10 protein-coding genes are annotated in these 13933 nt (G+C 38.2%); all 10 read left to right on the top strand.

Going from position 1 to position 13933, the window contains the following annotated elements; all coding sequences use genetic code 11:
- Window positions 1-147 precede the first annotated feature (147 nt).
- The 10 genes from dnaN (at window position 148) to ACSQ7D_RS00495 (ending at window position 13665) form a co-directional block, all read left to right on the top strand.
- A complete protein-coding gene (gene dnaN, locus ACSQ7D_RS00540; RefSeq protein ID WP_437134987.1) occupies window positions 148-1272 on the top strand; it encodes a DNA polymerase III subunit beta in 1125 nt (374 codons plus the stop codon).
- Between the two features lie 106 nt (window positions 1273-1378).
- Entirely contained in the window at window positions 1379-3469 is a 2091-nt protein-coding gene (locus ACSQ7D_RS00535; RefSeq protein ID WP_437134986.1) for an LTA synthase family protein, read from the top strand.
- Window positions 3453-4670 carry an HD domain-containing protein gene (locus ACSQ7D_RS00530; protein WP_437134985.1) on the top strand — a complete coding sequence of 406 codons (1218 nt, stop codon included), beginning with the start codon at window positions 3453-3455 and terminating at the stop codon, window positions 4668-4670. The genes ACSQ7D_RS00535 and ACSQ7D_RS00530 overlap by 17 nt, the downstream gene beginning before the upstream one ends.
- A gap of 160 nt (window positions 4671-4830) precedes the next feature.
- A complete protein-coding gene (lpxD, locus tag ACSQ7D_RS00525; protein ID WP_009418353.1) occupies window positions 4831-5850 on the top strand; it encodes a UDP-3-O-(3-hydroxymyristoyl)glucosamine N-acyltransferase in 1020 nt (339 codons plus the stop codon).
- Window positions 5851-5857: 7 nt separating this feature from the next.
- Window positions 5858-7246 (top strand): bifunctional UDP-3-O-[3-hydroxymyristoyl] N-acetylglucosamine deacetylase/3-hydroxyacyl-ACP dehydratase, encoded by a 1389-nt coding sequence (locus ACSQ7D_RS00520; protein WP_009411366.1) that lies wholly within the window; start codon window positions 5858-5860, stop codon window positions 7244-7246.
- Window positions 7247-7252: 6 nt separating this feature from the next.
- Window positions 7253-8047 (top strand): acyl-ACP--UDP-N-acetylglucosamine O-acyltransferase, encoded by a 795-nt coding sequence (gene lpxA / locus ACSQ7D_RS00515; RefSeq protein WP_308765758.1) that lies wholly within the window; start codon window positions 7253-7255, stop codon window positions 8045-8047.
- A 39-nt stretch (window positions 8048-8086) separates the two neighbouring features.
- Window positions 8087-8653, top strand: coding sequence for an elongation factor P (efp, locus tag ACSQ7D_RS00510; protein ID WP_002671577.1), 567 nt, complete (start codon window positions 8087-8089; stop codon window positions 8651-8653).
- Window positions 8654-8655: 2 nt separating this feature from the next.
- Window positions 8656-9573, top strand: a complete 918-nt coding sequence (locus ACSQ7D_RS00505; protein WP_009421124.1) for a UDP-3-O-(3-hydroxymyristoyl)glucosamine N-acyltransferase — start codon at window positions 8656-8658, stop codon at window positions 9571-9573.
- A gap of 337 nt (window positions 9574-9910) precedes the next feature.
- Complete coding sequence (gene ccsA, locus ACSQ7D_RS00500; protein WP_437134984.1) at window positions 9911-12655, top strand: cytochrome c biogenesis protein CcsA; 2745 nt, start codon at window positions 9911-9913, stop codon at window positions 12653-12655.
- Window positions 12656-12702: 47 nt separating this feature from the next.
- A complete protein-coding gene (locus ACSQ7D_RS00495) occupies window positions 12703-13665 on the top strand; it encodes a beta-ketoacyl synthase N-terminal-like domain-containing protein (protein ID WP_437134983.1) in 963 nt (320 codons plus the stop codon).
- The last annotated feature ends 268 nt before the right edge of the window (window positions 13666-13933 follow it).

Below are 13933 nucleotides of genomic sequence, written 5' to 3'. Positions count from 1 at the left end.
TAGTGTAAGTCATACTATCTCTTATGTCGAACTCATATTAAAATTAAAAAATATCTAAAAAAATTTGGTAGTAACAAATATTCTTTCTACTTTTGCCATTATTACTCCGCAAAGGGGTAAGTTTTGTCATTTAAAATATATAAAAATATGAAGTTTATAGTATCAAGTTCTTACTTATTAAAGAAGTTACAAGTATTTGGCGGTGTAATCAATAACAACAATACAATGCCTATACTCGATAACTTTTTGTTTGAACTGTCTACCAATTCTTTAACTATCTCTGCTTCCGATTTGGAAACTACTGTAAGAGGTACTTTGGAAGTAGAATCAGATTCAGAAGGGAGCATAGCAGTATCGGCTAAATTATTGACAGATATTCTTAAAACCTTTTCAGAACAACCCCTTACCTTTTTGGTAAAAGAGAATAATGTAATAGAAATTAGCTCTACTACCGGTAATTATACCTTAGCTTATTTAGATGGAGAGGAGTTTCCTCGTCCTGTAGCTTTGCCTGAAGCAAGCAAAGTAACGATGATAGGCGATGTATTAGCAACTGCCGTGCAAAAGACTATCTTCGCAGCAGGAAATGACGATTTACGTCCTACAATGAGCGGTATTTTATTCCAATTCAGTGAAAACGGACTTACCTTTGTAGGTACTGATGCTCATAAATTAGTGAAATACGAACGCTTAGACATCAAAGCTAATGAAGCTGCTGATTTCATTATGCCTAAAAAACCGTTGAACATTCTCAAAGGTATTTTAGCAGGAAGTGAAACTGAAGTAACTGTGGAATACAACGAGAGCAATGCAAAATTCTCTTTTGACGATATGGAATTTATCTGCCGCCTTATAGATGGTAAATATCCTAACTACGATGCGGTAATTCCTAAAGAAAATCCTAACAAACTTATCTTAAATCGTTCGCAATTCTATAGTTCTATTAACCGTTTGTCGTTGTTTTCAAATAAAACCACTCACCAAGTGCGCTTGAAAATAGCTGGTTCTAACTTGGTAATTTCAGCTGAGGACGTAGATTATAGCAATAAAGGTGAGGAACGTTTTACTTGTAACTATCAGGGAGACGATTTAGAAATAGGCTTCAACTCTAAGTTCTTGAAAGAGATGATTAATAACTTAGACTCTGATGAAATCTTGATAGAAATGTCGTTGCCAAATCGCGCCGGACTTATCACGCCTGTTGATGGACTTGATGAGGGTGAGAAAGTGCTAATGTTGGCAATGCCAATTATGCTTAACACAAATCAATAAATAAAGAATTTTTCATTTTTAAAATGAAACGCCTTATGAGTCTTTTTAAGGCGTTTCTTTTTTTAAGAGAGAAATCACAATGTTTATCATTTAAAAATAACTATCTATGAAGTCTATTTTAGAAAGAATAAAGCCTTTTACTTATATAGCTGCCTTATACCTTATCGTATCGTTTGTGATGCGCATCGTTTTTATGGTGCACCCTATCACTGCTACCACATTTTCGGTGTGGAGTGTGTTTAAGATGCTTTTCATAGGCATACTATCCGACGCTTTTGTGATAGTATTGGCAAGTAGTATTTTAATGCTTTATTTCCTCTTTATCGCCAATGTAAAGTACAAAAAACCTTACGGAGGCATTATTTTAGGAGTGTTTATTCTCATACTACTCTATATACAGTTTTATCCTAACAATATATTTGCACAATATGGGGGCGTAATTCCCGAAATCGCATTAGCTTTCTTCGGCTTTAAAACGTTGTGTTTTGCCTTATTACTCTTTTTACCTAAGTACAGAGCCCAACTGCGCAATGCATTGTATTTTATTACGTTGGCTATCTATGTATTTGCCATAGTGATGAATGCAGTAAGCGAATATTTCTTTTGGAATGAGTTCGGGATTCGTTATAACTTTATTGCGGTAGATTACCTTATCTATACCAATGAGGTAATAGGCAATATAATGGAAAGCTACCCCGTTGTGCCTTTGTTTTCAGGAGTGTTTGTAGTAGTATTGGCAATTACGATATATTTATTTCACAAGACTAAGAGTGTGCTAAAAACAATACCCACCCTCTTTGAAAAAACGATTATAGTAGTGCCCTATTTACTGTTAGTACTTATAGGAATGTGGAGATTACCCCAGCTTGATGCTATGACTGCCGAAAATACTTTTGCTCAAGAAATACAAAGTAATGGTGTTTACAAGTTTTATTATGCTTTTACCCATAGTGAGTTAGACTTTTTTCAGTTTTATCCTACCTTGCCAGAAAAAGAAGCTGAAAGCATTGTGCTCAAACAACTCAATGCGCCTGCCCTCGAACGAAAAATTGTAAGCGATACTACCGAAGTACACCGCAATGTGCTCCTCATTTCAGTAGAGAGTCTTTCGGCAGAATACCTCACAATGTATGGCAATGCCGATAACCGTACACCTTTCTTAGATAGCTTAGCTAATAACAGCTTGTTTTTTACTAATTTGTATGCTACAGGTAACCGTACTGTGAGAGGATTGGAAGCCCTAACCCTTTGCATACCACCTACTCCAGGGGAAAGCGTGGTGAAGCGCAAAGACAATAAAAATAAGTTTACCACAGGTAGTGTGTTCAAAAGCAAAGGGTATGATGTGAAATATCTCTATGGAGGTGATAGTTATTTTGATAATATGAAAGACTTCTTTGTGGGTAATGGCTACGATATTGTAGATAGCAAGAGCTTTACTCCAGAAGAAGTAACTTTTTCCAATATATGGGGTGTTTGCGATGAAGATATGGCAAACAAAGCTATAAAAGTGATGAACGAACAAGCTAAAGCTGGCAAACCGTTCTTCAATCACTGGATGACCGTGAGCAATCACCGTCCGTTTACTTATCCTGAAGGTAAAATTGATATTCCTCCTACCGAAAAACGACGTGCAGGTGGAGTAAAATATACCGATTATGCGCTCAAGCGATTCTTTGAGATGGCAAAACAACAAGAGTGGTATAAAAATACTCTTTTTGTGATTGTGGCCGATCACTGTGCATCGAGTGCAGGTAGTACCGAATTGCCCTTAGATGGTTATCGCATTCCTTGTTTTATTGTTGCCGATTTTATCACTCCTAAGAAAATAGATATAATGGTATCACAAATAGATGTGATGCCTACCGTTTTTGGTTTGCTAAATTTCAATTATATCTCTAAGTTCATAGGGCAAGATGTACTAAAAGAAGGTTATCAGCCACGCGCTTATATTGCTACTTATCAGGATTTAGGTTACTTAACCCCTGATAAACTCACTATTATATCACCTTTGAGAAAAACCACTCAATACAGTTTGCACAAAGAAACAGAACAACCCTCACAAGAGTATCCCTTGTTTTATGAGCAAATAAAAGAAAATAATGTGAATAAGGAACAAGCCGATGCTTGTATTGGTACTTATCAAGCTACTGCCGAGTGGTTAAAAAACAAACAGTTCAATGCGGTCAAGAAATAAGCTAAAAATTATCAACGACCCTATTTATGGGTTTATCCATATCCCCAGCACTTTGGTGTTCGACATTATTGAGCACCCCTATTTTCAGCGGCTCAGGCGTATCAATCAAATGGGACTTTCGTATTTGGTATTTCCAGGGGCTAAACACACTCGTTTTGAGCACGTATTGGGGTGTGTGTTCTTAATGCAGAAAACAGTAGAGATGCTCCGTTTCAAGGGAGTACAAATCTCTGAAAAAGAGGCTGAAGGGCTCTATATTGCCATATTGTTGCACGACATAGGTCACGGGCCTTTTTCTCACGCAATGGAACACAGCATTGTCGAAGGTATTTCTCACGAGGAAATCTCGCTGCGCTTTATGCAAGAGCTTAACAAGGTATTTAATGGCAAATTAGATACCGCTATAGCAATATTTCAAGGTACTTACCCACGTAAGTTTATGCATCAACTTATCTCGGGGCAGTTGGATATGGACAGAGCCGATTACCTCAAACGCGATAGTTTTTATACAGGAGTCGCTGAGGGGAATATAAATTCTGAACGCCTTATTTCAATGCTTAACGTACGCAACGACGAATTAGTAGTCGAAGAAAAAGGCTTATACTCGGTAGAGAAATTCCTAATAGCCCGCCGATTGATGTATTGGCAAGTGTACTTGCACAAAACTAGCGTAGTAGCCGAGCAGATACTCATCAGGTTGCTTAAACGCGCTAAAGAGTTGGTGCAACAAGGGCAAGAGCTGACTATGTCTACCGCCTTAGCTTTTTTTGTAAAAAACAAGATATCCAAAGATAATTTCTCACAAGAAGTGCTTGAGATGTTTGCTCGTTTAGACGATACAGATATTATTTCAGCAATGAAAGAATGGCAGTTCCACCCTGATGTAGTCCTTTCTAAACTCAGCAAAATGTTGCTCAACCGCGATTTGCTAAAAATAAAAGTCAGATTGAACGATTTTGAAGAACAGAAGATAAAGAGACTGCAGAAACTATCAATTGCCAAAGGAGTAGGCGAAAAAGATATGAAGTACTTTGTCTTTACAGGAGTGATGACTAACAGAGCGTATAATCCAGGAAAGGAAATAATTAAGATTCTTACCAAAAATGGAAGAGTAGTAGATCTTACTAAAACCTCTGAAGCCATCAATTTAGAACCTCTTTCACAAGTAACCGAACGATACTATATTTGCTATCCAAAGTAAGGTAGAAAAGGAGGGAGTAAAATTACCCGATAGAGAAAAAAAATAGTAAAAAGAGTGCTATATGAAATAATTTTTATATTTTTGTTGCGAAAAACAACCTTTTTTTAAGACAAAAACATATAAATATTGCTTTATATCGTTTTGATTATAAACTAATTAAATGAAATTTACAGCATTACAAATAGCCAATGTACTCGGCGGTGAAGTAGAAGGAAATCCCCAAATTGAAGTCTATAAACTTTCAAAAATTGAAGAGGGAAGTGAAGGGAGTATATCTTTTTTGGCAAACCCTAAATACAAACATTTTATCTATACTACTCAAGCATCTATAGTGATTGTAAATAAGGACTTTGAGGCTGAAGATAAAATATCAGCAACTTTAGTGAGAGTAGACGATGCTTATGCAGCTTTTACTAAACTCTTAGAGTTCTACAATCAAGTGAAGATGAATAAAGTAGGCATAGAACAACCTTCGTTTGTCGCTTCGTCTGCTAAAATAGGACAAAATGTATATATAGGAGCTTTTGTGTATATTGGCGAAAATGTAGTGATAAGCGATAATGTGAAAATCTATCCTAACACTTACATAGGTGATAACTCATCAGTAGGTGAGGGGACTACTATTTTTGCAGGCTGTAAAATATATTCCGAAACTGTCATAGGCAAAGATTGTATGCTCCACAGTGGAGTAGTATTAGGTGCTGACGGATTTGGCTTCCAGCCCAATGAAAAAGGAGAGTTCAGCAGAGTGCCACAGATAGGTAATGTCGTTATTGAAGATTCTGTAGATATAGGTGCAGAAACAGCTATAGATCGTGCAACTTTAGGTTCTACTATCATTCGTAAGGGAGTAAAGTTAGACAATCAAATACATATTGCCCACAATGTAGAAATAGGTAAAAATACAGTGATTGCTGCCCAAACAGGTATCGCTGGCTCAACTAAAGTAGGCGAAAATTGTATGATAGGTGGTCAAGTGGGAATCGTAGGTCACTTAGTAATAGGCAATCGCGTGAAAATACAAGCCCAAACAGGGGTAGGTCGCAACCTTAAAGACGACGAAGCGATACAAGGCTCTCCCGCTTTGGGGCACGCCGAATACAACAAAGCTTATGTCATTTTTAGAAAATTACCTAACTTGCTTAAACGCTTAGAAGAATTAGAAAAAAAATTAAAATAAATACACTATGGTAAAGCAAAATACTTTATCCAAAGAAATTACCTTAGAAGGTATTGGGTTACATACTGGTAAACAAGTAAAAATGGTGCTCAAACCTGCACCAGTAGGCAATGGTTTTACCTTTGTACGTACCGATTTAGAAGGAAACCCCGTTGTCGAAGCTGATGCTACCTATGTAGCAAGTACAGAACGTGGCACTGTTTTAGAGAAAAAGGGGGTGAAAATCCAAACCTGTGAGCACATCTTAGCAGCGCTCGTCGGTATGGATTTGGATAATGTGATTATTGAGCTCAACTCCTCCGAACCTCCCATTATGGATGGTTCTTCTAAATATTTTGTAGAAGCTATAGAAAAAGCGGGTATCACTCCTCAAGATGCAGAGCGTGATGAGTATATAGTAAAACAAGTAATTACTTACGTAAATGAAGAAACAGGCAGTGAGATTACTCTCATTCCTGCCGAGGAATACCAAGTGACTACAATGGTAGATTTTGGTACTAAGATTTTGGGCACTCAAAATGCTTATCTCAATAAACTTTCCGAATTTAAAACCGAAATAGCTGATGCTCGTACTTTTAGTTTCTTGCACGAGCTCGAAGCTTTACTCGATCACGGTTTGATTAAAGGAGGAGATTTGAATAATGCTATCGTATATGTAGATAAAGAAATTTCTGATAGTACGATGCAGAAACTTAAAAAGATTTTCAACAAAGATAATATTTCAGTGAAACCTAATGGAGTGCTTGATAATCTTACTTTGCATTACCCTAACGAAGCTGCTCGTCATAAACTATTGGATGTAATAGGCGATTTGGCATTGGTAGGTACACGCATTCGTGGTAAAGTAATTGCTACCAAACCTGGGCATTTCACCAATACTCAATTTGCTAAAAAACTTTCTAAGATTATAAAAAATGAACGTCGTAACAACGTTCCTTCTATAGATATCAATCAACCGCCGTTACTCAATACTGTTGATATAATGAAGTTGTTACCTCACCGTCCGCCATTCTTGTTGGTAGATAAAATCTTTGAACTTTCCGATAAACACGTTGTAGGTTTGAAGAATGTAACAATGGATGAACCTTTCTTCGTAGGACACTTCCCTGGAGCTCCTGTAATGCCTGGAGTGCTCCAAATAGAGGCAATGGCACAAACAGGAGGTGTATTGATACTTAGTACCGTACCTGACCCCGAAAATTATCTCACTTACTTTATGAAAATAGACAATGTGAAGTTCAAGGTACAAGTAGTGCCAGGAGATACCCTTATATTCAAGTTAGAATTGCTAACGCCTATTCGCCGTGGCATTTGCCACATGCAAGCCTACGCTTATGTGAATGGCAAGTTAGCTACCGAAGCTGAGCTAATGGCTCAAATTGTTAAAGTAAAATAAAAGTATATGATTCAACCTTTGGCTTATGTCCACCCCGATGCCAAAATCGCTAAAAATGTAGTGATAGAGCCTTTTACTACTATCAGTAAAAATGTAGAAATAGGTGAGGGCACTTGGATAGGACCTAACGTAACCATTATGGAGGGAGCGCGTATTGGGAAAAACTGCAAAATTTTTCCTGGAGCTGTAATTTCAGCCATTCCACAAGACCTCAAGTATAAAGGTGAAGAAACCACTACTCACATAGGTGATAATACTACTATCAGAGAGTGTGTAACCATCAATAAAGGTACCGTCGACCGTATGAGAACTGTAGTAGGCAACAATTGCTTGATAATGGCTTACTCTCATATCGCTCACGATTGTATTGTGGGGGACAACTGTATTTTCTCTAATGGTACTACTCTTGCAGGACACGTAACTGTAGGTGATTGTGCTGTGATGGCAGGAATGACTGCGGTCTATCAGTTTTGTTCTATAGGGAGTTATGCTTTTGTAACAGGAGGTTCGCTCGTAGGTAAAGATGTTCCTCCTTATGTAAAGGCCGCACGCAATCCACTTTCTTATGTAGGAGTGAATTCTATAGGGTTACATCGTCGTGGATTTACTACTGAGAAAATACGTGAGATACAAGATATTTATCGTGTACTTTTCCAAAAGAAGCTTAGTACTTCTCACGCTTTGGACTATATAGAAGCTGAAATGGAAGCCACTGTAGAACGCGATGAGATATTGCAATTCGTGCGTCGCTCACAGCACGGTATTATGAAAGGTTATCACGGTGAATTAATAAAAGAGTAAGAATTTAAAACAAAAAACAAATAACTTAAAATAGAATAAATGGCAACAACCGCAGACATTAAAAAAGGATTGTGCATTCGCTTCAATCACGATATCTACAAAATCATTGAATTCCTACACGTAAAACCAGGTAAAGGTCCTGCTTTTGTGCGTACCAAACTCAAAAGTGTTACCACAGGTAAAATTCTTGACAACACTTTCTCTGCTGGTCACAAAATTGAAGATGTACGTGTCGAAACTCGTTCTTTCCAATATTTGTATGCCGAAGGTGATGAGTTTGTATTTATGAACAACGACGACTTCAACCAAGTGCATATTCGCAAAGATATGCTCGATTACCCCGATTTACTTAAAGAAGGTGAAACCGTGATGGTAATCTTCAATGCCGAAGACGAAACACCGCTTTCAGTTGAAATGCCTGCTAACGTTATTCTTACTGTTACGCACGTAGAACCAGGAGTAAAAGGTAATACAGCTACTAATGCTACCAAACCTGCTACTGTTGAAACAGGAGCTATTGTGAATGTACCTCTTTTCATCAACGAAGGTGACCGCATTAAGGTAGAAACTGAAAAAGGTACTTACGTCGAAAGAATGAAAGACTAATTATGCGTTTCTCACAGCCTTATACCCTTAAGCAAATAGCTACTATCATCAATGCGAAATACGTAGGTGCAGAAGATTTTCCCGTACTTGGAATGAACGAAATTCACGTGGTACAAGCAGGTGATATAGTCTTTGTAGACCATCCTAAGTATTACGAGAAGGCTTTGCATTCTAAGGCTACTATTGTACTTATCAACAAAGAAGTAGAATGCCCTGAAGGGAAAGCCCTTTTAATATCCGGTGACCCTTTTCGCGATTTTAATAAACTCACCGACTTTTTTAAACCTTTTCAAAAAGCAACTGCACTTATAGCCCCTTCAGCTCGTATAGGTGAAAACACAGTAGTGCAACCAGGTACTTTTTTGGGTAACAATGTAGTAATAGGCAACAACTGTCGTATTCATTCTAATGTGAGTATCTACGACGATTGTGTGATAGGTGATAATGTAACTATTCACGCCGGTACAGTGCTCGGAGCAGATGCTTTTTATTACAAAAAACGCCCCGAAGGTTTTGATAAACTCAAGTCTGGAGGTCGTGTAGTAATTGAAGATAATGTTGATTTAGGTGCTCTTTGTACCATTGATAGAGGAGTAACAGGTGATACCACTATCAAAAAAGGAACAAAGATAGATAATCAAGTGCATATAGGTCACGATACGGTAGTAGGAGAGAAGTGTCTCATTGCTTCACAAACAGGAATTGCTGGTTGTGTAGTGATAGAAAACGAAGTTACTATTTGGGGACAAGTAGGAATGACCAGCGGTATCACCATAGGTGAAAAAGCGGTGATTTTAGCTCAAAGCGGTATTTCTAAATCGTTGGAGGGCGGACAAACTTACTTTGGTTATCCTGCTGGAGAAGCCCGTGAGAAATATAAAGAAATGAGTGCACTCAAACAGCTTATCAATTGTAAATAAGTAATTTTATAGTTATACAATTAAGGAACTGCCTTTTTAGGTAGTTCCTTTCGTTTTTTATCACTTTACCTTCGCTCAAAACTCTTTTTTCTCTTAATTCTTAACTATTAATTCTCAACTCTTTATATAGCTATTGTATACCAATCGTCCAAGATTCGTTCAAGCTTCCTATAAGCTTTGTATAAGCTAACTATATTCCTCCAGAAGCTATTTTTTAATTTTGGACTAAAAAACATCTTCCGAAATTTTTTGTTTTCTTCCGGATTCTCAGCTCTCTTCATTAGTTAATTCAAGAATTTGCTAATTTGTTAATTACTCACTACCTTTGCCCCCAATTATGAAATTACGCAGATTCATCTCTTTCCTCTATTCCACCAAGCTGATGGCAATTCTCTTCATTGCTTTTGCTATAGCTATGGCAGTAGGAACTTTTGTAGAAAACGACTACGATACCGATACCGCCCGCATTTGGGTGTATAACACTTGGTGGTTTGAGGCGATAATGGGGCTTTTTGTCCTGAATTTTATAGGGAATATCTCCCGCTATCGATTGCTAAAAAAAGAAAACTGGGCAGTGCTGGTGTTGCACCTCTCGTGGGTGTTTATCATCGTAGGGTCTGGGGTTACGCGCTACTTTGGTGATGAAGGTATGATTTCTCTACGCGAAGGAGAAACTACAAATACTTACCTCTCCGATCGCACTTATATCACTGCAATGGTAGACGGCAATTATCAAGGAGCTCCCTTGCGCAAAAAGAAACAAAAGGAGGTGCTTTTCTCCCCTTATACCTCTAATCATTACAAGTGGTCGTCTGACTTTAAAGGCAAACCTTTTAGCATTACCTATAAATCGTTTAAACGCATAGGCAAGGAGATGAATGCCTTGGTATTGGAAGTTGTTTCAGGTAATCAGCGCAAAGAAGTAACAGTAATGGGCAAACGCGGTGTGCAACACCCTCCTACCACAATCACTTTGAACGGCTTGCAGTTTCATCTAAGCTATGGAGCACGTGAAGAGAAGTTGCCTTTTAGTCTTACCCTCAACGATTTTATAGCCGAAAAATACCCTGGTACCGAGAATAGTTATGCTTCCTTTAAAAGCAAAGTAACCGTGAATGGGGGAGGGGAGAGCTTTCCTTATGATATTGAGATGAATCACATTCTCAATTATCAAGGTTATCGCTTGTTTCAATCTTCTTTTCACCCCGATGAACAAGGTACTATACTCTCGGTAAACCACGACTTTTGGGGTACCCTCATCACTTACGTAGGTTATATACTGCTCTTCGGCAGTCTGCTAGCATTTATGTTTGTAGGCAAATCCCGATTTAGGAAACTCAATCAGCAACTCAAAGACCTACAAGCTAAAAGAATTGCAATCGTTTTGGCATTATGTTTTGGCTCTTTGGCTACTGCCCAAACTCCTATGGTAGTACCCAACAAAGCGCACGCTGAAAAGTTTGGTGCAATGCTCATTCAAGATGATGGGCGCTTTAAGCCCGTGAATACCTTCTCTTCAGAACTCTTACGAAAACTTAGCAAACACGATACTTATAAAGGTTTAACTTCCGATCAAGTTTTGCTTTCTATGCTCCTCAGTCCGCAAGCGTGGTATGAGTCGGATATTATCTATGTGAAAAAAGCTAATGACAGTTTACATCGTTTTTTGGGAGTCCCCGAAGGAACCAAATGGGTAAAACCCAAAGTTTTTTTTGATGCAAATGGACAGTATAAGCTCGCCCCTTTATTGAAAGATATTTACAACACAAATACTCCTAACCAATTTCAAAAAGATTTTAAGGAAGTAGACCAACGTATTGGCTTGCTCAACAGAGCGCTACAAGGTGATATTTTTAAGGTCTTCCCTGTGCCTAATGACCCTAATCATAAGTGGATTTCGCACTTAGATTACGTAAACGACACCCTCCAAATCACCGACCCACTGTATAAACAATTTGTAAAAAACGCACTGCCTGCTTACCTTATTTTGCTACAACAAGCCACTGAAACAGACGATTATAGCAAAGCCAATAAGGTGCTCAACAATATCAAGCTACAACAAGAGTTTTACTCGGATGAGGTATTGCCCTCACCTGCCAAAGTACAAACTGAATTGTGGTACAATCGCATCAATATTTTTGAACAACTCTTTCAAGCATATTTGTATCTTGGTACAGTGCTATTTATAGTGCTATTATGGCATATTTTTATACCAAAACAAATTTTTAGAAAACTTACCCAAATAGGTATAGCCTTGCTGTGGCTCTGTTTTATCCTGCATACTGTAGGACTTGTTGTACGTTGGTATCTTTCAGGTCACGCACCTTTTAGCGATGCTTATGAGAGTATGATATATGTAGGATGGTCGGCTATTGGGGTAGGACTTTTCTTTTCTCGACGTTCCCCCCTCACGGTTGCTGCTACCGCTTTTGTAACCGCTATGATACTGATGATCGCCCACTGGAATTGGATGGATCCTGCTATTGGTACCCTCCAACCCGTACTCAATAGCTATTGGCTGATGTTACACGTTGCCGTGATTGTAGGTAGTTATGGACCTTTTGCCTTAGGAATGCTCTTAGGAGTTATCAACCTCCTATTGATGATAGTTACTACTCCAAAGAATACTCATAAAATCAATCTTATACAACAAGAACTCACTATCGTAAACGAATTAGCTCTTACAGTGGGGCTCGTAATGCTCACCATAGGCAACTTTTTGGGTGGTATGTGGGCAAACGAAAGCTGGGGACGTTATTGGGGATGGGATCCAAAAGAAACTTGGGCATTGATTAGCATTATGGTTTACGCCTTGGTGATACACCTGCGCTTGATACCCCATTGGCGCGGACGATGGGCGTTCAACTTTATGAGCATTGTTGCCTTTGGCAGTATCCTAATGACTTATTTTGGTGTGAATTTCTACCTTACAGGTATGCACAGCTATGCCACAGGCGATAAAATTATTACCCCTGCTTTTGTGTATTATGCTGTGGGTATAGTGCTGTTGTTAGGACTGGTATCGTATTTGAGAGTGAGAAAAGCATCACAAGTTTTGCCGAACTCTAATACTAATTCCTAATCCCTAATTTCTAACTCCTAAATTGTTAATTATTAATTGTTAATTGAATGAAGTCTTATATCAATGGAATAGCCTGTATCTCGGCTCAACCTACTTTCTTAACTCCTCATTTCCTCGATGAAGCCATAAAGGTTACTTCAGAGGAAGTGTGTTACGCTCAAGAACCTTCTTATAAAGAATATATTGCCCCTAATGCCAGTCGTCGTATGGCTAAAGGAGTAAAAATGGGTATAGTCACTGCTACCGAAGCCTTAAAAGAAGCGCATATCACTACCCCTGATGCTATTTTGGTGGGTACGGGTATGGGATGCCTGCAAGATTCTGAAAAATTCCTCACAGCGCTTATTAATGATAACGAGGAGCACCTCACTCCCACGGCTTTTATACAATCTACTCATAATACTGTTGCAGGGCAGATAGCTCTTTTGTTGCAGTGCAAAGGAGAAAACTTTACCTATGTAAATGGGGCAATATCATTTGAATCAGCTTTGTTAGATGCTAAAATGCAAATGGAACAAGATACTATCAATACGGCTTTGGTAGGAGGTGTAGATGAACACAGTCCGCACACTTTGTATTTATATGATTTGGTAGGGCTTGACCAAAAGGGAGAAGGAGCAAGTTTCTTTGCATTATCAGCAGAGGCTACTCCCAATACCTATGGAGAACTTGTGGATGTGGCTTTGTACAATGAACTCACTCCTGAGCAACAACAAACAGCTCTTAACAACTTTCTTTCTCGCCACCATCTTACTCTCTCTAATATAGATTTGATACTTACTGGTGAAGCAGAAAACCGTTCTTGGCAATGCCCTACCTTGCACTACAAAACCCTGAGCAGTGAGTATTACACAGCCTCAGCTTTCGGACTTTGGTTTGCTTGCCAAGTACTACAAAAGCAAACCCTTCCCGCCATTTGTGAACTTACTCTCTCCTCTCCCATACAATATATTTTATTAGTAAATTCGTATAGAGGCAAAGATTTTAGTTTTGTACTGCTGAAGAAATAAAAAAAAAGCGACTTTTAGGGTCGCTATATTTTGCTAAAGTTGAAAAATGCTATTAGTGCTACAACCTTGGGTAAAGTAGATTTCCTTAATAAAAACAGTATTCTTACGTTTCAAGAAAAAAGTAATTCAAATTATTTGTAAGAAAGTAAAATGTATGTTATTTTTGCCACGCTAAAAGTAATTCAAAGCAAATGAAATATACTTTTATTTTACAATTGTATTCGTATTACAGTCTGTGTAAATCCAGCAACGAAGTTGTTAATCTGTG

This window comes from Capnocytophaga sp. G1920 (genome assembly GCF_051417515.1).
The sequence above is the reverse complement of the archived record's forward strand: the minus strand, read 5'-3'. Positions and strand labels throughout refer to the sequence as shown.